14 protein-coding genes are annotated in these 19,850 nt (G+C 71.0%); 6 read left to right on the top strand and 8 right to left on the bottom strand.

Features of this window, described 5'->3' with window-relative positions:
* Positions 1-131: 131 nt before the first annotated feature.
* Positions 132-1,571 carry a glycoside hydrolase family 76 protein gene (locus ACZ7OU_RS29550; protein WP_470257708.1) on the top strand — a complete coding sequence of 480 codons (1,440 nt, stop codon included), beginning with the start codon at positions 132-134 and terminating at the stop codon, positions 1,569-1,571.
* A gap of 53 nt (positions 1,572-1,624) precedes the next feature.
* Here the strand turns inward: ACZ7OU_RS29550 and htpG are convergent, their stop codons facing one another.
* Complete coding sequence (gene htpG / locus ACZ7OU_RS29545) at positions 1,625-3,538, bottom strand: molecular chaperone HtpG (RefSeq protein ID WP_470257707.1); 1,914 nt, start codon at positions 3,536-3,538, stop codon at positions 1,625-1,627.
* A 163-nt stretch (positions 3,539-3,701) separates the two neighbouring features.
* Between htpG and ACZ7OU_RS29540 the strand changes: the two genes are divergently transcribed.
* The 3 genes from ACZ7OU_RS29540 to ACZ7OU_RS29530 all read left to right on the top strand — a co-directional run bounded on the left by ACZ7OU_RS29540 (position 3,702) and on the right by ACZ7OU_RS29530 (position 6,613).
* Entirely contained in the window at positions 3,702-4,640 is a 939-nt protein-coding gene (locus ACZ7OU_RS29540; protein ID WP_470257706.1) for a CE1 family esterase, read from the top strand.
* A 64-nt stretch (positions 4,641-4,704) separates the two neighbouring features.
* Entirely contained in the window at positions 4,705-5,166 is a 462-nt protein-coding gene (locus tag ACZ7OU_RS29535; protein ID WP_470243696.1) for an HNH endonuclease, read from the top strand.
* A gap of 91 nt (positions 5,167-5,257) precedes the next feature.
* Positions 5,258-6,613, top strand: a complete 1,356-nt coding sequence (locus ACZ7OU_RS29530; RefSeq protein ID WP_470257705.1) for a protein kinase domain-containing protein — start codon at positions 5,258-5,260, stop codon at positions 6,611-6,613.
* 21 nt (positions 6,614-6,634) lie between these two features.
* Here ACZ7OU_RS29530 and ACZ7OU_RS29525 read toward each other — a convergent pair whose 3' ends face one another.
* The 7 genes from ACZ7OU_RS29525 to ACZ7OU_RS29495 are packed head-to-tail and all read right to left on the bottom strand — an operon-like array spanning position 6,635 to position 16,761.
* Positions 6,635-8,461: an exo-alpha-sialidase gene (locus ACZ7OU_RS29525; RefSeq protein WP_470257704.1), complete on the bottom strand. Its 1,827-nt coding sequence runs from the start codon at positions 8,459-8,461 to the stop codon at positions 6,635-6,637.
* Between the two features lie 2 nt (positions 8,462-8,463).
* On the bottom strand, positions 8,464-10,425 hold the full coding sequence (locus ACZ7OU_RS29520; protein ID WP_470257703.1) for a beta-galactosidase: 1,962 nt from the start codon (positions 10,423-10,425) through the stop codon (positions 8,464-8,466).
* Entirely contained in the window at positions 10,425-11,348 is a 924-nt protein-coding gene (locus tag ACZ7OU_RS29515; protein ID WP_470257702.1) for a dihydrodipicolinate synthase family protein, read from the bottom strand. Before ACZ7OU_RS29515 ends, ACZ7OU_RS29520 begins: the two co-directional genes overlap by 1 nt.
* Complete coding sequence (locus ACZ7OU_RS29510; RefSeq protein WP_470257701.1) at positions 11,348-12,292, bottom strand: oligopeptide/dipeptide ABC transporter ATP-binding protein; 945 nt, start codon at positions 12,290-12,292, stop codon at positions 11,348-11,350. The genes ACZ7OU_RS29515 and ACZ7OU_RS29510 overlap by 1 nt, the downstream gene beginning before the upstream one ends.
* The gene (locus tag ACZ7OU_RS29505; RefSeq protein ID WP_470243690.1) at positions 12,289-14,193 is read right to left on the bottom strand and encodes a dipeptide/oligopeptide/nickel ABC transporter permease/ATP-binding protein; all 1,905 of its coding nucleotides are present in this window, start codon (positions 14,191-14,193) and stop codon (positions 12,289-12,291) included. Before ACZ7OU_RS29505 ends, ACZ7OU_RS29510 begins: the two co-directional genes overlap by 4 nt.
* Positions 14,190-15,149: an ABC transporter permease gene (locus tag ACZ7OU_RS29500; protein ID WP_470257700.1), complete on the bottom strand. Its 960-nt coding sequence runs from the start codon at positions 15,147-15,149 to the stop codon at positions 14,190-14,192. Before ACZ7OU_RS29500 ends, ACZ7OU_RS29505 begins: the two co-directional genes overlap by 4 nt.
* 13 nt (positions 15,150-15,162) lie before the next feature.
* Complete coding sequence (locus ACZ7OU_RS29495) at positions 15,163-16,761, bottom strand: ABC transporter substrate-binding protein (RefSeq protein ID WP_470257699.1); 1,599 nt, start codon at positions 16,759-16,761, stop codon at positions 15,163-15,165.
* Positions 16,762-16,903: 142 nt separating this feature from the next.
* Here ACZ7OU_RS29495 and ACZ7OU_RS29490 point away from each other — a divergent pair, with 142 nt between their 5' ends.
* Both ACZ7OU_RS29490 and ACZ7OU_RS29485 read left to right on the top strand, forming a co-directional pair.
* Positions 16,904-17,629, top strand: a complete 726-nt coding sequence (locus tag ACZ7OU_RS29490) for a FadR/GntR family transcriptional regulator (protein ID WP_470257698.1) — start codon at positions 16,904-16,906, stop codon at positions 17,627-17,629.
* Between the two features lie 112 nt (positions 17,630-17,741).
* The gene (locus ACZ7OU_RS29485) at positions 17,742-19,847 is read left to right on the top strand and encodes a hypothetical protein (protein WP_470257697.1); all 2,106 of its coding nucleotides are present in this window, start codon (positions 17,742-17,744) and stop codon (positions 19,845-19,847) included.
* The last annotated feature ends 3 nt before the right edge of the window (positions 19,848-19,850 follow it).

Below are 19,850 nucleotides of genomic sequence, written 5' to 3'. Positions count from 1 at the left end.
AGCCCGCTCAGGCCCGACGAGAGAGCGCGGAGTGCGTGAATTCCTGTCCGAAACCTGTCTCGGTGAGGACTGGACCAATATTATTAGCTCCCGAGAATGGAGACATCGCCCTTCGGCGCGGAAGGTGACCGATGAACCTCCTCCTCCCCCTGCTGTCCGTGGTCCTCGCGGCCACCCCCACCCCGGCTCCCTCGCCCGCCGCCGCGGCACCGCTGGCGACGATCTGTGACAAGTACTGCGACGCCAGGGATCCCGCCCTCTCCCCCGGCGATCGCGAAGGCGCGTCGGCGTCCATCAGCGGCCGCCGGCTGTCCCTGCACCTCGACGACGGCGACGACATGGGCTGGGCCGCGATCACCGGCGGTGCGGCCGGCGACCACGTCTGGCTGGACCGCTCGTTCGACGCCGGGCGCACGTGGGCGTCGGGCAGCAAGCTGGGCGACACGGCGACGCCGTCCGGGTCGACCGGCTGGCGGACCCTGATGTACAACGCCGACGACTGGAACAACCGCGGCGTCGGCCTGCTGCGCGCCTGCGGGCAGCCCGCGGGTTCCGGAAGCATCGCCTGCACCGGGTGGGCCCGCCCGACGTGGAACGCCTGGGACCGGCGCACCGCGGCCGCGACGGCGCTGATGGAGCGCTACAACCAGGGCACCGGCCTCTTCGACACGACCGGCTGGTGGAACTCGGCCAACGCGCTGACCGCGGTCATCGACAACGCCCGCATCAGCGGCATGGACAGCTACCGCTACGCGATCGACACGACGTACACGAAGAACCTCGGCGCCCAGGGCGGCCAGTTCCGCAACGACTACATCGACGACACGGGCTGGTGGGGCCTGGCGTGGGTGGACGCGTACGACCTGACGGGCGACAGCAAGTACTTGAACACCGCGCGCGCCGACGCGGACCACATGTTCGCCTACTGGGACGGCGTCTGCGGCGGCGGAGTCTGGTGGAGCACCAGCCGCACCTACAAGAACGCGATCCCGAACTCGCTGTACATCCAGCTCAACGCGGCGCTGCACAACCGCATCGCCGGCGACACGACGTACCTGGCGCGCGCTCGCGCGGGCTGGACCTGGTTCGCCGGCAGCGGCATGATCAACGGCTCGAACCTGGTCAACGACGGGCTGACCACGTCGTGCGCCAACAACGGCCAGGCGGTCTGGTCGTACAACCAGGGCGTGCCGCTGGCGGCGCTGACCGAGCTGAACCGCGCGACCGGGGACGCGAGCCTGCTGACGAAGGCTCGCGCGATGGCGAACGCGTCCACGACGAACGGCTCGCTGAACCCCAGCGGCATCCTCCGCGACCCGGGCGAGTCGGCGGGTGGCGGCGGCGCGGACGGGCCGACGTTCAAGGGCGTGTACGCCCGGGATCTGGCGGCCCTGAACAAGGTGCTGTCCGACCACCCGTACACGGCCTACCTGCAGCGCCAGGCGAACTCGGCGTACGCGAACGACCGGAACAGCGCGGACGCGTACGGCCTGCTGTGGGCCGGCCCGTTCGATCAAGCCGACGCGGCTCGCCAGCAGACCGCCCTCGACCTGATGAACGCGGCCCCCTGACCGGGTCGTGAGTGAGAAACAGGGTTAGAACACTGTTTCTCACTCACGACCTCTCAGAGCGTCTTCTCCAGGCGGCTGGCCAGGAGCTTGATGAACCGGGCCGGGTCGCCCAGCTCGCCGCCCTCGGCGAGCAGCGCCATCCCGTACAGCAGCTCCGCCGTCTCGGCCAGGCCGGAGTCGTCCGGACGGGCCGTGTGCGCCTCGCGCAGGCCCGTCACCAGGCCGTGCTCGGGGTTCAGCTCCAGGATCCGCTTGATCGGCGGCAGCTCCTGCCCCATCGCGCGGTACATCTTCTCCAGCGTCGGCGACAGGTCGTGCGTGTCCCCGACGATGCACGCCGGCGACGTCGTCAGCCGCGACGAGAGCCGGACCTCCTTGACGTCCTCGCCCAGCGCCGTGCCCATCCACGACAGCAGGCCCTCGAAGTCCTTGCTCTGCTGCTCGCGCGCGACCTCGGTGGCCTTCTTGTCCTCGTCCGACTCGAGGTCGACCTGGCCCTTGGCGATCGACTGGAACTGCTTGCCGTCGAAGCCGGGCACCGCGTCGACCCACATCTCGTCGATCGGGTCGGTCAGCACCAGCACTTCGTAGTCCTTGGCGCGGAACGCCTCCATGTGCGGCGAGTTCTCGATCGACGAACGCGACTCGCCGGTCATGAAGTAGATGTGCTCCTGGCCGTCCTTCATCCGCTCGACGTACTCGCGCAGCGAAGTCGGCTTCTCCGCGTCGTGCGTCGAAGCGAACGACGAGATCTCGAGGATGGCCTCGCGGTTCTCGAAGTCGTCGAGCAGACCCTCCTTGACCGCCCGCCCGAACTCCCGCCAGAACGTCGCGTACTTCTCGGCGTCGGCGGTCATCATCGTCTTGACCGTGGAGAGGACCTTCTTGACCAGGCGACGGCGGATCAGCTGGATCTGCCGGTCCTGCTGCAGGATCTCCCGCGAGACGTTCAGCGAGAGGTCCTGCGCGTCGACGACGCCCTTGACGAACCGCAGGTACTCGGGGACGAGCGACTCGCAGTCGTCCATGATGAAGACGCGCTTCACGTACAGCTGGACGCCGCGCTTGCGCTCCCGCAGGAACAGGTCCATCGGCGCGTGCGACGGCAGGAACAGCAGCGCCTGGTACTCGAACGTCCCCTCGGCCTGCAGCCGGATCGTCTCGAGCGGGTCCTGCCAGTCGTGGCTGACGTGCTTGTAGAACTCGTGGTACTCGGCCTCGGTGACCTCGCTCGACGAGCGCGCCCACAGCGCCTTCATCGAGTTGACGGTCTCGACCTTCGGCTCTTCGCCCTCGGTGGCGTCGGTGGCCTCGGTGGCCATCCGGATCGGCCAGGTGATGAAGTCGGAGTACTTCTTCACGATCTCCCGGACCTTCGCCGGGGACGTGTAGTCGTAGAGGTGGTCCTCGGCGTCCTCGGGCTTGAGGTGCAGCGTGACCGCGGTGCCCTGCGGCGCGTCCTCGACCGGCTCGATCGTGTACGTGCCTTCGCCGGACGACTCCCAGCGGACGCCCTCGGTGGTGCCGGCCTTGCGGGTCACCAGCGTGACCTTGTCCGCGACCATGAAGCTCGCGTAGAACCCGACACCGAACTGGCCGATGAGGTCCTGCGACGCGGCGGCGTCCTTGGCCTCCTTCAGCTTGCTCAGGAAGTCGGCGGTGCCGGACTTGGCGATCGTGCCGATGAGGGCGACGACCTCGTCGCGCGTCATGCCGATGCCGTTGTCGCGCACCGTCAGGGTCCGCTCGGCCGGGTTCGTCTCGAGCGCGATGTGCAGGTCTTCGGTGTCCGCGCCGAGGTCCTTGTCGCGGTACGACTCCAGCCGCAGCTTGTCGAGGGCGTCGGAGGCGTTGGACACGAGCTCCCGCAGGAACGTGTCCTTGTTCGAATAGATCGAATGGATCATCAGCTGGAGCAGCTGACGCGCTTCCGACTGGAACTCGAGCGTCTCGATCGGGGTGGTCACTTCCGGTCCTTTCCGGTGCGGGGTGCCGAGCGGCCCGATCCTACCGAGGCGGTCCGACATTCCCGGTGCTCACCCGGTCGCGCACTTTATGAACGCAATGTAGGTGGGCCCCGGCTCCCGGGGTGATGCTGGCCACGCCCCGCTGTCGATCAAGGAGGATCGAGTGCCCGGACCCCTGCCCCGGTTGGCGGCCGTTTTCGCCGCGGCCTGCGCCCTGACCACCGCTTTCGCCGCTCCCGCCGCCGCGTCGACCGTCGTCGACCACCCCGTCCGCACCACCGGCTGCGGCCGCGCCGCGCCGGTTCCGTCCGGGGTAACCACCACCCGGCACGTCGGCTCCGGCGGGCTCGACCGCGAGTACACCGTCCACCTGCCGGCGCACTACGACCCGCGCCGGGCGTACCCGCTGGTCCTGTCGTTCCACGGGCACAAGCGCACGTCGGAGTACCAGGAGGAGCTGTCCGGCTTCTCGGCGCTCGACGCGATCTCGGTCTACCCGCAGGGCCTGATCGGCACCGACGGCGAGTCGGCCTGGACCGGCGCGCCCTACTCGGCCGCCGCCGACGACGTCCTGTTCACCAGCGACCTGCTGAACTCGCTGCAGCGCGAGCTGTGCGTCGACAACGACCGGATCTTCGCGGCGGGCAAGTCCAACGGCGGCGGGTTCGTCGGCCTGCTGGCCTGCCGGCTGCCCGGCCGGATCGCGGCGTTCGCCCCGGTGTCGGGCGCGTTCTACCCGCAGGGCGGCGCCTGCCGGCCGAGCCGGCCCGCGCCGATCCTCGACTTCCACGGCACCGCCGACACGACCATCCCCTACACCGGCAACCCGGCGAAGGGCCTGCCGTCGATCCCGGACTGGCTGGCCGGATGGTCCACAAGGGACGGTTGCTTCCCGAAGCCGGTGTCGTGGACGCCGGTGCGCGGGGTCGTCGCGCAGAAGTGGCTCGGCTGCGACCGGCGGAGCACGCTCGAGCACTACCGCGTCGAAGGTGCCGGGCACGTCTGGCCCAGCACCCGGCCGAACAACGACTCGGCCACGCCGACGGTGATCGACGCGACGCCGGTCATCTGGCGGTTCTTCCGCACGCATCCGCTGCGGTGAAACACGATTGACGCACCACTTTCCTCTCGGCGACGATTTCCGCCGAGAGGAAAGAAGGTGTGTTGTGAAGGTGCTCGTCCTGAACGCCGGTTATGAGCCGCTGCAGACGGTCTCGGTGCCGCACGCGATCCGCATGCTGGTCCGGCACGTCGCCGAGATCCACGAGGCCGAAGACGGTCTCGCGTACGGGCTGTTCCCGCGCCCGAAGATCGTGCGGTTGCTGAGGTACGTCGTCATGAAGTGGCGATATACGCAGCCGCCCCGCTGGTCACGCCGCGGGGTGCTCACCCGTGACGGCCACCGCTGCGCGTACTGCGGCCGCCGCGCCACGACGATCGACCACGTGACGCCGCTGAGCCGCGGTGGCCCGCGGACGTCGTGGCTGAACACGGTCGCGGCGTGCGGCGGCGCGTCCCGCAGCTGCAACGCGCGGAAGGCGGACAAGCTGCCGGCGGAGGCGGGGATGACGCTGCGCTTCACGCCGTACGTCCCGACGTGGGACCAGCTGCACGCGCTCGCGGGGTGAGGCGCTCGTCGGCACGCACGGGCGGGGGTCGTTAAGCTCGAACCGAACGTCCCCCGCATCCGTGTGTTCCGGGGAAGGCCGGGAGGTCGTCGTGACCGACGCAGGAGAGCTGATCGCCGGGCGCTACCGGCTGGTCGACCGGATCGGCCAGGGCGCGATGGGCGTCGTCTGGCGTGCCCGCGACGACCGGCTCGACCGCGTCGTCGCCGTCAAGCAGCTGGGCTACGACCCCTCCGGCGGCGGCCAGGGCGGCGCGCGGGCGCTGCGGGAGGCCCGGCTCACCGCCCGGCTGCGGCATCCGCACGCCATCACCGTGCACGACGTCGTCGAGCACGACGGAGCCCCGTACCTGGTCATGGAGTACCTGCCGTCGCAGAGCCTGGCCGACGTCCTGCTGGAGCGCGAAACCCTGCCGGCCGACCAGGTCGCGCGGATCGGCGAGCAGGTCGCTTCGGCGCTCGCCGCCGCGCACGCCGAAGGCATCGTCCACCGGGACGTCACGCCCGGCAACGTCCTCACCACACCCGACGGCGTCACGAAGATCGCCGACTTCGGCATCTCCCGCGCCACCGGCGAAGGGACCGTGACGGGCGGCGGGTTCATCGCCGGCACGCCCGCCTACCTGGCGCCCGAGGTCGCCGGAGGTGCCGAAGCCGGGTTCCCCTCGGACGTCTTCTCCCTCGGCGCGACGCTCTACCGCGCGCTGGAGGGCACACCGCCGTTCGGCACCGAGGACAACACGATCGTCCTGCTGAAGCGGATCGCGCGCGACGAGGTCATCCCGCCGAAGCACGACGGCCCGCTGGCCGAGGTGCTCGGGCGGCTCCTGCACCGCGACCCGGACCAGCGGCCGGCCATGGCCGAGGTGCAGGAGCTGTTCGAGGCCGTCACCGGCGGCCGTCCGCTGCCGCCGCCGCGCCCCCGGCCCCGGCCCCGCACCGAAACCCGCATGCTGCGCGTCCACCGGCCGCGCCGCCGGGTGGTGCTGGCGTCCGCGGGCGGCGCCGTGCTGCTGGCGCTCGGCGTGGTGATCGGGACGGCGCTCGTCCCGGACGGCAGCACCCCGGTCGCCGCGCCCGTGTCGTCGGCTCCCGCCACCACCAGCGCGCCGCCGACGACGTCCGGCACCCCCGCCGACCTGGGCTGCGCCGCCCGCTACGACGTGACGAACTCGTGGCCGGGCGGCTACCAGGTCCAGGTGACGGTCCGCAACGACCACGACACCGGGCTGCGCGGCTGGAGCGTCCGCTGGTCCCTCCCCGACGGGCACCACATCGCGGGCCTGTGGAACGGGACGTTCACGGTCGAGGGCACGACGGTGACGGTGGACAGCGCCGACTGGAACGCCAAGCTCGACGCGGGCGGCTCGACGACGTTCGGCTTCAACGCCGTGACCGGCACCGGCAACGCCGCCGACCGCCCGGAGCTCACCTGCCGGACGGTCTAGGCAGCGTCGGCCAACGCCCCCTCAGCCGCGGATCCGGTCGAAGGGCAGCCGCAGGACCTGCCCCGCGGGAACCGGCGCGTTCCGCACCCGGATCGCGTCGAGCTCCGCCACCGACAGCGCCCGGCGGTAGAAGCGGACCTCGTCGAACGAGCCGTTCCAGCGGAACTGGTTGTCCAGCCGCTGCCCCAGCTGCAGCTGGAACGACACCGTCTGACTGACCGACCCCGCGGCCGCCGCGCCCGATGCGACCTGGACGCCGTCCACCCACAGCAGCAGCTTCCCGCCGGTGCGCTCGAGAGCCACGTGGTGCCAGGCCTGGTCGTCATAGGCCTGGGCCGACGAAATCGACGCACTTCCGGCCGACGTCGTCATCATCGCGAGCAGCCGGTGGTTGGCCGGCTCGCCGCGCAACCACAGCTGCGGCGCGGTCGTGCCCATCCCGCCCAGCCAGAACAGCACCTGGTTGCCCTTCGTGGCGCCATACCGGAACCAGCCGGTCCAGGTCAGGTCGCCATCGCCGGGCGGTTGCGCCGGGTCGTACGGGACCCGGACGTAGTCGTCGACGCCGTCCAACGCCACCGCGCTCCCGAAACGGCCGTCGGCGAGTGAAGCGCCGCCGAGGACCCGGGCGTCCGCGTGTCCTGAAACGTCCGGTGTGGACGGTCCCGCCGAGTTGTGCCGGCCCAGGTACGACTCGTCGAAGCGCGCGAAACGGATCTCGTCACGCGCGTCGACGGCGCCGCCCTCGTACAGCAGCCCGATCCGCGAGCCGCCGATCCCCACCAGGTCCGAGTAGCCGGACCAGTCGGTCGTGATCTGCGTGCCCTGCTCGGCGTTCTCCCACGTCCGGCCGCCGTCGTAGGACGAGCGGATCATCATCCACCGCCGCCGGTCGGTGTCCGACGGCGACGAGAACAGCAGCCGGTCGCCGAGGCGCAGCACCGCTCCCTGCACCATCGGCGTCACCAGGTCGGGGATGGTGGTGAAGGACCTGGAGAACGTCTCGCCGCCGTCGCGGCTGAGGGCGTAGTCGCGGTTGCCGATGTCGGTGCCGCCCTGCTCGCGGCCGCCGGCGTAGATCGACCCGTCGGGCAGCTCGACGACCGTGACCTCGGACGGCTTCTGCGTGTACGTGCCGCCCACCGGGTGCGGATAGCTGTTCACCGCGCCGACGTGCCAGCTGCGCCCGCCGTCGTCGCTGTAGACCAGGCCCGCGTGGTTCTCGATCGAGTTCTTGCCGTCGCTGGTTTCCGCGTTGAAGCCGAACACCAGACGTCCCGCGTGCCGGCCGCGGGTCAGCTGGATCCCGTGGACCGGCCCCGACGCGTACCACGAATCCCAGTTCGGGAGCTTGGCCTGCGCGCTGATGTCGACCGGGGTCGACCAGGTCAGGCCGTCGTCGTCGCTGTACTGCGAATGCGGCGTGCGCGGGCACGGGACGTCGCACGCCTTGTCGTCGGTGCGGCCCTTGTTGTACGTCGTGATCAGCACGATCCGGCCGGTGCGGCCGTCCACGATGGGGACCGGGTTGCCGTGGGTGTCCCCGCCGCCGGGGTTGACCACCTGCAGCGGCGACCACGTCTTCCCGCCGTCGGTGGAGCGCTTGAGCACGAGGTCGATGTCGCCGGTGTCACCGCAGTTGTCGATGCGGCCCTCGGCGAACGCCAGCAGCGTGCCGTGCGTGGACTTCACGATCGCCGGGATCCGGAAGCAGCTGTACCCGGGGTCTTGCGAGGCTTTGAACAGGACCTGCTGGTCGAACTGCGGCGCGGCCTGCGCCGGGCTGACGGCGAGCAGCGTGCTCGCCACCAGGGCCACCAAGGCGGCCCATCTCCCCAGTGTTCTCATTCTCATCCCTTCAGGACGGCGACACCTCGCGGGGCGAGCCGGACCTCGCGCACCGGCCGCGACGGGTCGGTCAGCAGGTCCGGCGCGGCGTGCGGCAGGTCGACGGTGACCGGCTCGGTGCCGTGGTTGAGCAGGATCAGGTAAGCGCTTTCCTCGCCGTGCCGGACAACCGCCTGGACGCCCGGCGGCGCACTCAGCACCGGCGTCACCCCGGCTTCGGCGGTGACGCGGCCCAGCAGCGAAGCCAGGTCGGGCCGGGTCCCCACGTACCAGGCGACGCCGTCGCCGAACGCGTGGCGGGTGATTGCGGGCCGCCCGGCCAGGTCGCCGGAGGCGAAGGACGCGACCACTTCGGCGCCTTCGAGCTCGATCCATTCGGACCAGATCGCACCGGAATCCGTTGTCCCGTCGGCGAACTCGAGCGGGATCGGACCGTCCAAGGGCCAGAACTCGTCGACCCGCAGGCCGAGGATGTCCCGCAGCGGTGCCGGGTGCCCGCCGAGGTACGCGCGGTCACAGCCGTCGACGATGCCGGAGAAGTACGACACCACGAGGTGCCCGCCGCCGGCGACGTACGCGCGCAGGTTGTCCGCGGACGCCTGTTCCAGCAGGTACAGGTTCGGGATGACGACGAGCCGGTAGCCCGACAGGTCACGCGACGGAGAGACGACGTCGCAGGTGATGTTCGCGTCGAACAACGGCGCGTAGTGCGCGAGGTGTGTCTCGAGCTGGTCCAGCGACGCCGGGTGCGAGTCGAGTTCGAGGCCCCACCAGCTCGGCCAGTCGTGCAGGAGAGCGACGTCGGCCCGCACGCGCGTCCCGGCCAGTTCGGGCACCCGAGCCAGTTCCTTCCCCAGTAAAGAAGTCTCGCGGAACGTCCGGGTCTCGCGGCCACCGTGCGGGACCATCGCCGAGTGGAACTTCTCGGCGCCGCCACTGGTCTGGCGCCACTGGAAGAACAGCACGGCGTCGGCGCCCTGGGCGATGGCCTGCCAGCTGCCGAGCCGCATCGCACCGGGCGGCTTGGGGCTGTTGCGGGGACGCCAGTTCACCGCGCTGGGGGCCTGTTCGAGCAGCATCCACGGCCGGTCCTTCGTGGACCGCACGAGGTCGTAGGCGAACGCGGCTTCGATGTGGGCGCGCGGGTCGTACGGGTCGGGGTAGGAGTCGAGGCTGACGACGTCCTCGTGTGGCGTCCACGTGTGCCAGTCGAGGGCTTTCTGCACCAGGCCGACGAAGTTGGTCGTGATCGGTGTGTCGGGGGTGAGCCGCCGCAGCACCGCCTGTTCGGTCAGGAAGCAGCCGAGCGCGGCGTCGGAGGAGAACCGGTGGAAGTCGAGCTGCTGCGCGGGGTTGGGGAACGTCGGCGCGACGCGCGGCGGCAGGATCTCGTCCCACTCGGAGTAGTGCTGGGCCCAGAAGGTCGTCGTCCACGCGGTGTTGAGCGCCTCGATCGAGCCGTAGCGCTCCCGCAGCCAGCGACGGAAGTCCGACGCGGACTCGTCGCAGTAGCAGGCGCGGATGTGGCAGCCGAACTCGTTGCCGACGTGCCACATCGCCAGGGCGGGGTGCCCGGCGTAGCGCGTGGCCAGCTGGTCGACGAGCCGGGCGGCATGCGCGCGGTAGACCGGGCTCGACGGGCAGAACTGCTGCCGCGCACCGGGTGAGAGCCGGACGCCGTCGGCGCGCACCGGCAGGATCTCCGGGTGGGCGTGGGACAGCCACGCCGGCGGCGACGCGGTCATCGTCGCCAGGCACACCCGGACGCCCGCGCCCGCGAGGTCGTCCAGGACGTCGTCGAACCAGCCGAAGGCGTACTCCCCCGGCCGCGGTTCGACGCCGGCCCACGAGTAGATCCCCGCCGTCACCATCGTGACGCCCGCTTCGGCCATCAGCTTCAGGTCTTCCCGGCGGACCTCTTCGGGCCAGTGCTCGGGGTTGTAGTCGGCGCCGTAGTGGAGCACTAGAGCAGACCCGCTTCGGCGAGCTTCTCCTTGATCCGCAGGAGTTCCTCGTCGTCCAGGGGAAGCTGCGGCGGTGCCATGACAGCGTTGTCGATGAACCCGCGCATCTTCATCGCGGCCTTGAAGGCCCCGAGCCCGGCCGAGCCGCGGCCCATCCGGCTCGGCGGCGCGACGGAGGTGATCGAGAACAGCTTCAGCAGGCGCTCCTGCTCGCGGCGGGCCGCGGCCAGGTTGCCGGACTTGAAGTGGTCGTGGATGAGCACGTACCCGACCGGGTCGACGTTGCCGAGGCCCGGGACGGCGCCGTCGGCCCCCATCGCCAGGGCCGCGTCCACGACCAGCTCGGACCCGGTGAACACGGCGAAGGTGTCGAGGCCGCGCTCACGCTTGCCGAGCAGCACCGAGCGGAACGCGGCTTCGTCGCCACTCGAGTCCTTGAGCCCGGCGATGACGCCGTCGGCGGCCAGGTCGAGGACCATCCCGCCGTCGAGCTTGGTGTGCACCGCGACCGGGATGTCGTAGGCGACGATCGGCAGCGACGTCCGCTCGCGCAGCAGGCGGAAGTGCCGGTCGACCTCGGCGACGTGCGTGCGCGTGTAGTACGGCGCGGTGACGACGACGGCGTCGGCCCCGGCGGCTTCGGCCGTCTTGATGTGCTCGGCGACCCGCAATGTCGTCATGTCGATACAGCCGACGAGCACCGGGACGCGGCCGGCGACCTGGTCGACCGTCGTTTCGACGACGACGCGGCGCTGGGCGTCGGGCAGGAAGGCGACCTCGCTGGAGGAGCCGAGGACGAACACGCCGTGCACGCCGGCGTCGAGCTGGACCTCGACGTGGCGCCGCAGGGAGTCGGTGTCCACGCTGAAGTCGTCGTTGAACGGCGTGCACAGCGGCGGGACGATTCCGGCGAACTTCGGCATCAGGTGCTCACTCCGGTCGGGATCTCTGGGTGGATGCAGCGGTAGGTGTGCCCGCCCTCGGCCGCGGCGAGCGGCGGCAGCTCGGCCGCGCACTCGTCGGTGGCCTTCGGGCAGCGGGTGCGGAACGCGCAGCCGCTCGGCGGGTTCGTCGCCGACGGCACCGGGCCGGTGAGCACGATCGGCTCGACCGGGTTCAGCAGGCTGGGCGTCGCCGAGAACAGGGCCCGCGTGTACGGGTGGCGGGCCTCGGCCCGCACCGGCGCTTCCTCGACGATCCGGCCCAGGTACATCGTGACGATCCGGTCGCTCATCTTCGACACGGTCTGGATGTCGTGGGAGACGAAGACCATCGCCAGTTCCAGCTGTTCGCGCAGGTCGAGCAGCAGGTTGAGGATCTGGGCGCGGACCGAGACGTCGAGGGCGGACGTCGGTTCGTCGGCGACCAGCAGCGCCGGTCGCAGGGCCAGGGCCCGCGCGATGGCGACGCGCTGGCGCTGGCCGCCGGAGAGCTGCCCGGGCACCGCGTCGGCCGCGCTGGCGGGCAGGCCGACCAGTGACATCAGCTCGCGAACGCGGTCGTCGCGCTCGGCCGGCGTCCCGACGCGGTGCACGTCGAGGGGGTCGCGGATGATCTTGGCGACGGCGAGCCGCCGGTTCAGCGCGGTCGACGGGTCCTGGAAGATCATGCCGACCTCGCGCCCGAAGCCCTCGTCGAGCGGCTTGCCGCGGAACCGGACCGTGCCCGCCGTCGGCGGCTGCAGGCCGACGATCACCTTGGCCAGGGTGGACTTGCCGCACCCGGACTCGCCGACGACGCCGATCGTCTCCCCCGGCTCGACGACCAGGTGGGCGTCGGTCAGGGCGTAGACGCTGTCGTGGCCGAACAGGCCCCGGCCGCGGATCTTGTGGACGACGTGGACGCCGTCGAGCTCCAGCAGGCTCACGCCGTCGCCTCCTTCTCGCGGGCGATGTCGACCGCCGGGAAGTGGCAGGCGACGAGGTGGTCGACCGGCTCGCCGAAGCGGACCGGGGTTTCGTCGTGGCACTTGGCGCGGGCGGCCGGGCAGCGGTCGGCGAACCGGCAGCCCGCCGGGAACTCCGCCGGGGCCGGGACGACGCCCTTGATCTGGGTGAGCCGGGCTTCGTTCTCCTCCAGCGACAGCACCGCGCTGAGCAGGCCGCGCGTGTAGTGGTGCCGCGGCGAGCCGACGACCTCGGCTGTCGCGCCCAGCTCGGCGACCTGCCCGCCGTACATGACGACGACGCGGTCGGCGATCTCCGACACGAGCGCGAGGTCGTGCGAGACGAGGATGAGCGCGAAGCCGAGCTCCTCCTGCAGTCGCAGCAGCAGCGCCATGATCTGGGCCTGCACCGTGACGTCCAGGGCCGTGGTCGGCTCGTCGGCGACGATCAGCTTCGGGTCCCGCGAGAGCGCCATCGCGATCAGCACGCGCTGGCGTTGGCCGCCGGACAGCTCGTGCGGGTAGGCGCGCAGCGTCCGCTCCGGGTCGAGGTTGACCAGTTCGAGCAGCTCGGCCGGGGTGCGGGTGCCGCCGCGGCGGGTGAACTGCTTGAGCTGCGCGCGGATGGTCATCGCCGGGTTGAGGGAGCTCAGCGCGTCTTGGTAGATCATCGCGATGTCGTGGCCGAGGTGCCTCCGCCGTTCACCGGGGCGCAAAGCGAGCAGGTCGCGCTGAGCGAACCGGATCTGCCCGGACACGCGCGCGGTCGCCGGCTGGAGGCCGAGGATCGACAACGCCGTGAGCGTCTTGCCGCAGCCGGACTCGCCGATCAGGCCGAGGACTTCGCCCGCGCGGACGCTGAACGACACGCCGTCCACGACGTCGACACCCTCGTGGCGGCCCGGGAACGCGATCCGCAGCCGGTCGACCTCGAGGACCGTGTCGCGGTGGTCCAGGGACCGGGCGGTGCGGGCCAGCCGCTCCCCCGCTTCCCGCAGGCCGGCGATCGGCAGGACGGGCGCGGTGTCGGCGTCTTCGCGCTTCTCGACGGCCTTCGCGACTTCGGCCGCCTTGACGGCGCGGGCCGACGGCGCGGCCCAGGCGTCCGAGATCCGCTCGGACAGGATGTTCAGCGCGAGCACCGTGACGAGGATCAGCAGACCGGGGAACAGCGTCGCCCACCAGCCGCCGGTCAGCACCAGGTCCTTGCCGTCGGCGAGGACCGAGCCCCACGACGGGTCCGGCGGCTGGATGCCGGCGCCGATGAACGACAGCGACGCCTCGAAGACGATCGCGTCGGCCACCGTGACCGTGCAGTACACCAGCACCGGCGCGGCGCAGTTGATCGCGACGTGCCGGGTCAGCACGAAGAACCGCCGCGCCCCGATGACGCGTTCGGCCGCGACGTAGTCCTCGCCGTACTGGGCCAGGACGTTCGCCCGGATCACCCGGGCCACCGGCGGCATGTTGAGGAACCCGATGGCCAGGATCAGCACGAGGATGCCGTGGCCGAACACGGCGACGAGCACCGCGGCCAGCGCGATGCCGGGGAACGCCATGATGACGTCCAGCACGCGCATGACCACGGCGTCCACCCGGCGGTGCGAGGTCGCGGCGAACGCCCCGATCACCGCCCCCGACACGAGCGCGAGCGCCACCGCCCCCAGGCCGATGGCGAGCGACCAGCGCGTGCCGGCGACGAGCCGGGAGAAGATGTCCCGGCCCGACGTGTCCGTCCCGAACCAGTGCGCCCCGCTGGGGCCGCCGGTGTCGGTGCTCAGCGCGTCCGGGTTGTGCGTCGCGAGCAGCGTGCCGAGCACGGCGACCAAGAGCAGGACGCCGAGGATCGCGAGCGCGGGCCAGGCCGCGCGCAGGCGCTTCACGCGTGGCTCCGCAGGCGCGGGTTCGCGATCAGGTACAGGACGTCGACGATCAGGTTGACCAGCACGAACCCGATCGCGATCGTGATGACGAAGCCCTGCACCTTGGCGGTGTCGCCGTCGGTGACGGCCTGGATCATGTTCTGCCCCATCCCCGGCAGCGCGAACATCGTCTCGATGACGACGGCGCCGCCCAGCAGGTAGCCGACCCGCAGGCCGAGCACGGTCAGCGGCGTGACCAGCGCGTTGCGCAGCACGTTGCGCCCGACCACGACCACCGGCGGCAGGCCGCCGCCGCGCGCGGTGCGGACGTAGTCCTTGTCCAGCTCCTCGACCATCGACGTCCGGATCACCCGGGTCAGCTGCGCGGCCACCGGCAGCGCCAGGGAGACCGCGGGCAGCGTCAGCGAGTTGAGCCAGCCGCCGAAGGAGTCGGCCGGGCTGACGTACCCGCTGGTCGGGAACAGCCCCTGGCCGACCGCCAGCCACTGGACCAGCAGCAGCGCCACCCAGAACGCCGGCGCGGCGACCCCGGCCAGGGTGACCACGCGAATCACCTTGTCCGGCCAGCGGTCGCGGAACAGCGCCGAGGTCACGCCGAGCACCAGCGCCGTCACCAGCGCGATGACCAGGCCGAGCAGGGTCAGCTGGACGGTCAGCGGCAGCGCCGTCGAGATCGTCTGGCCGACCGGCTGCTTGGTGATCACGCTGGTGCCGAAGTCACCCTGGACCAGGTGCCAGACGAAGTGGACGTACTGCAGCGGCAGCGGGTCCAGCAGCCCGTTCTCGAGCCGGAACTGCTGCAGCTGCTCGGCGGTGGCGTTCGCGCCGTCGAACGCGGCCAGCGCCGGGTCGACCGGCGCGAACCGCATCACGATGAACACGAACAGGATCACGCCGAGCAGCAGCGGGATCAGGGCGAGGATGCGGCTGAGCAGCATCCGCACGACGACGGCCACGGGTGTTCTCCTCCTAGACCGGCTTGGCCTGGTTCAGGTAGATGCCCGGGTAGCCCTGGGCGCGCACGCCGGAGATCGCCTTCGGGTCCCAGGCCGTGCCGAGCTGGGTGAACACGACCGGGTAGATGACGGCCTGCTCGGAGATCCGGTCCAGCAGCTGCTTGTTCAGCGTCGTCCGCTTGCCCTCGTCCGTCTCGGCCGCGGCCTGGTCCTGCAGGGCCAGCAGCGACTGCGCGTCGGAGCCAGTGAAGCGGGCGTACTTGCTCGTGAGGATGGACTTGGCGTCGTAGTAGTAGCGGATCATCAGGTCGGGGTCGTTGCCGAACTGCAGCGGGTTGTTGGTCGTGGCGACGACCTGGAAGTCGGCGCCCGCGTCCAGCTTGGAGAACAGCGCCTTGGTGTCCTGGGAGTCCAAAGTGGTCTGGACGCCGATCGCGTCCCAGCCCTCCTTGATCACCTTCACGCAGTCGGCGACCAGCGAGGTGTTCGTCGTCGACAGCGTCACCTTCAGCCCGGTGGCGCCGGCCTGCTGCAGCAGCTGCTTGGCCTTGTCGGGGTTGTAGACGAAGTCCTGCGACGCCGGCTGCGAAGACGGGAGCTTCGGGTTGATGAACGACGTGCCGGGCGAGCCGGCGCCCTTCAGCCCGATGTCGATCATCTTCTGCTTGTCGATGGCGTAGTGCAGGGCCTGTCGGACCAGGTTGCTGTCGAACGGCTTGTGCGCGGTGTTGAAGAGCAGGAAGAGGTTGTTGCCGCCGTCGGCGAACTCGACCGTGCGGCCGGCCTTGCGGAGCTGGTCGGCGTTGGCGGCCGGGATGTTCTCGGCGATCTGCGCGTCCGGCGTGGCGCCGGAGATCGCGGCGACGCGCGGGGCGGAGTCCACGATGGACTTCCAGAGCATCTTGTCGTAGGCCGCCGGGCGCGGGCCGTTGTAGTCGGCGAACTTCTCGAAGCTGGTGTGGGACAGCGGCGCCTGCTCGACGACCTTGTACGGGCCGGAGCCGACGACCTTGCCGCCCTTGGCGTCGTCCCACTTGCCCTCGTAGACGTGCTTCGGGACGATCTTGCAGCACTGGATCCGCTGCAGCGCGTACGGGAACGGGAACTTGAGGACGAACTCGACCGCGCGGTCGCCCGTCTTGCGGACCTCCTGCAGCCAGTGCGAGAAGAAGCTGTGGATCAGCACGTTCTCCTTCTCGTCGAGCGCGCGGGCGTAGGTGAAGACGACGTCGTCGGCGGTCACGGGCTGGCCGTCATGCCACTTCGCGCCGTCTCGCAGCTCGAACTTCAGGCTCGTTCCGCTGACGTCGGCGGGCAGCGCCTTCGCCAGGCCGGGGAACGGCGCGCGGGTGATCGGGTCACCCTCCACGAGGGACTCGTAGCAGTGCAGGATCGCGGCCATCGAGAAGGCGGACGCGGTCTGCAGCGGGTCCCACGTCTGGTTGTTGCCGTAGCCGATGACGGCGGTCAGGGAGCCCGCCGAGCTGCCGGTCTTGTTGGTGGACGCCGGCCCGCCGCACGCGGCGAGCACGGTCGGGAACGCCATGGCCGCCCCGGCGAAGGTGGTGTAGCGCAGCAACTGGCGGCGGCTGAGCGACGGGCTCTGGGACATCGGTGTCTCCGGCTGGCCTCGAACGGTAGGACATGGGACGTCCTATGACCGGCGTGAGCCTAGGATGGGTTCGCGTGCCGGTCAAGCTTTCTGGACGTATGACGTAGGATGTCCTCTCACGACGCATCCGGGGAGGACAGCAGTGGCCCGTCCGCAGCGCAGCGAAGAGATCACCAAGCGCATCATCGACCTGATCGTCGAGCGGGAGCTCCCGCCGGGCGCACCCATGCCCACCGAGCTGAGCCTGATGGAGGACATCGGCGTCAGCCGCAACTCCATCCGCGAGGCGATCAAGGCCCTGCAGGCCCTCGGCATCGTCGAGATCCGCCACGGCTACGGCACGTTCGTCGGGTCCGCGGGGTCGGAGTCCCTGCAGACGTGGCTGCTCTTCCGCACCCGCGCCCGCGGCGCGACCGACGTCGGGCGGCTGCGTGACCTGCTGGAGGTGCGGGAGATGCTCGAGACCGAGCTGACCCGGCGCGTCGCGACCGACCACCGGCCCGGCCTGATCGAGGAGCTGCAGGCCTGCGTCGCGCGGATGAAGCGCAAGGGCCCCGACGCGGCGGAGGCCGACCGCGAGTTCCACGACCTCATCTGCGCCGAGGCCGGCTTCGACCTCGCGCGCGAGCTCACCGGGTTGTTCTGGGACGTCTACCGGATCGCCGAAAGCGAGTTCGGCGGACCGGCCGCGTCGCCGACCGCCACCGCGAAACGCCACCAGGTCATCGTCGACGCGCTCCTGCTGCGGGACGCCGACACCGCGGCCGAAGCCGTGCACCGGCACTTCGACGAGGTCCGCAAGCGCGCGAAAGCCGGTCCGTACGGCGGTTTCGGCGTCGCCCGGCCGGTGCCCGCGGCCCATTCCTGACTCTGGGTCGTTGACCCGATCGAGGTAACTTCGCGAAGATCGAGAACCGGGCTCAACGGGTCCGGCGTCTGGCTCGTCGGTAGTGGTGATCAACCACCACACGGAGGTGCCAGTGCGAAGAACTTTGTCCGTCCTGGGGGTCGTGCTCGCCGGGCTCGGGGGAATCGCTTCCCCGCAGGCCGGCGCCGCGGTGCCCACGACGTCCGCCACCTTGATCACCGGCGAACGCGTCAGCGTCCGGACCACCGCCGACGGCCGGTCCCTGTTCGAAGTCCAGCCGGCCGCGGAGAAGGGCATGGCCCGGACCCTGGTGCACCTGCGGCTCGGCGACCGCGACTACGAGGTACCCGGCACCGCGCTCCCCTACCTCGGGCGGGGCCTGGACCTCGGTCTGTTCGACGTCGGCGCGCTGCTGGCCGGCGCGCCGCTGCCCGCCGACCCGGCGACGTTCGGGCCGGCGCTGGCGAAGCAGTTCAAAGAGGACAACGCGCGCGGGCACTTCGGCGGGCAGGGGCTCTTCGCCGGCGGCGCTCGTTTCGCGCTGCCCGGGGCGCGCCCGGCCGTCCAGCCGCGTTCAGTGATGCGCACGGTGTCGGTCGATGCCGATGACATCGTGGGTCAGCCGGCCGACACCGGCGTCGCGTTCCTCTACAACACCGACGACGGGAACCTCCTCGCCCCGGACGAGAGCCTCAACTACTTCTCGGGTGGCACGGCGAAGTTCAGCGTCCCGGACGGGAACTACAGCGCACTCGGCCTGTTCTGGACGGCCGACGCCGACGGCAACCCGACGGAAGTGCGGTTCAGCGCGCAGCCCGAGTTCGCGGTCAAGGCGGACAAGACCGTCCGCGTCGACGCTTCCCGCGCTTCGAGCAGGCTGACGTGGGTGACGCCGCGGCCGGCGCTGCTCGACGACACCGGGTTCCTGTTCCGCCGGGCGGCCACGACCGGGCCGGCACTGCTCGTCGACTTCGACGCCGGGCCCGGCGTGCCGATCTCGGTGTCGCCGACGGCCGTCCCGGTCCGGACCGGCGCGCTGCAGACGTACCCGTACAGCAGGCTCGTGTCCCCACCGGGGCCGGGCACGCCGTACGAATACGTGCTCCAGAAGGCGAGCGTCGGCACGATTCCGCAGCAGCGGTACGTGATCACGGCGAAGGACGTCGCCGCGGTGGACGCGACCTACTTCAGCGAATACGCGACGCTCGGGCGGCGGCAGCGCAGCGGGATGTTCTCCTTCGAGGACAGCAGCGGCCGGGCGTCGCACCTGATCGAGACGCCCCGGAAGCAGACCGAGTACGTCTCGGCCGGGCCGGACCTGCGCTGGTTCGGCGGGTTCTCGAAGTACGTCGTGCCCGGTCCGTTCCCGGCGTGGGCCGGCGGTCAGTACGAGCCGTTCCACTCCTACCAGGGCGGCTCTTCCGTCACCGAGGACTGGAACAAGTTCCCGCTGCACCCGGCGGGCGGCGTCGCGCTGTTGCCGCTGTCCGACGGCAGCGCACCGGAGATCCCGGCCGCGACCCGCGCCGGTGACCTGCTGCGGGTGAACATCACGCCGTTCAGCGACAACCAGCCCGGCCACACCGGCTTCGGCTTCTACGGCGAACCGACGGACACGATCACCGGGCACTACACGCTGACCCAGGACGGCGCGACGATCGCCGAGGGCAGCCCGGTGGGGGCGACCGCACTGGCGCTGGAGCAGGAGGTCGCGGCCGGGCCGTCGACCCTGGGGCTGACGATCGACGCGGGCCGCACCGGCCCGATGTACCACCAGAGCACGGCGACCCACACCGAGTGGACGTGGCCGTCGCGGCACGCCGACGGCACGCTCCCCCCGGCGCTGCACTGCGCGCGTGGCGCGGACCGCGCGTGTGCGGTCGAACCGATGCTGACGCTGGGGTACGCCGTCGGCGGGCTGCGGCCGGACGGCTCGACGCCGTCGGGTCGTCAGGGCCTCGACCTCACCGTGGGGCACCTGCAGCAGAGCGCGGGTTCGCCGGTGACCGCCGCGACGGTGCAGTACTCGACCGACGGCACGACCTGGCAGGACGCGGCGGTGACCCCGCGCGGCGACGGCGTCTTCCACGCGGACTTCGCCGCGACCACGGACGCTTTCCGCGGCGGGGACGTCTCCCTGCGCGTCACGGCGTCCGACGCGGCCGGGGCGACCGTCGCCGAGTCGATCACCGCCGCCTACCACATCTACACGTCCTGAGGG

The organism is Amycolatopsis sp. NPDC114505 (assembly GCF_055633615.1).
Note: the sequence above shows the minus strand (reverse complement) of the source record. Positions and strands in the feature narration are given on the sequence as shown.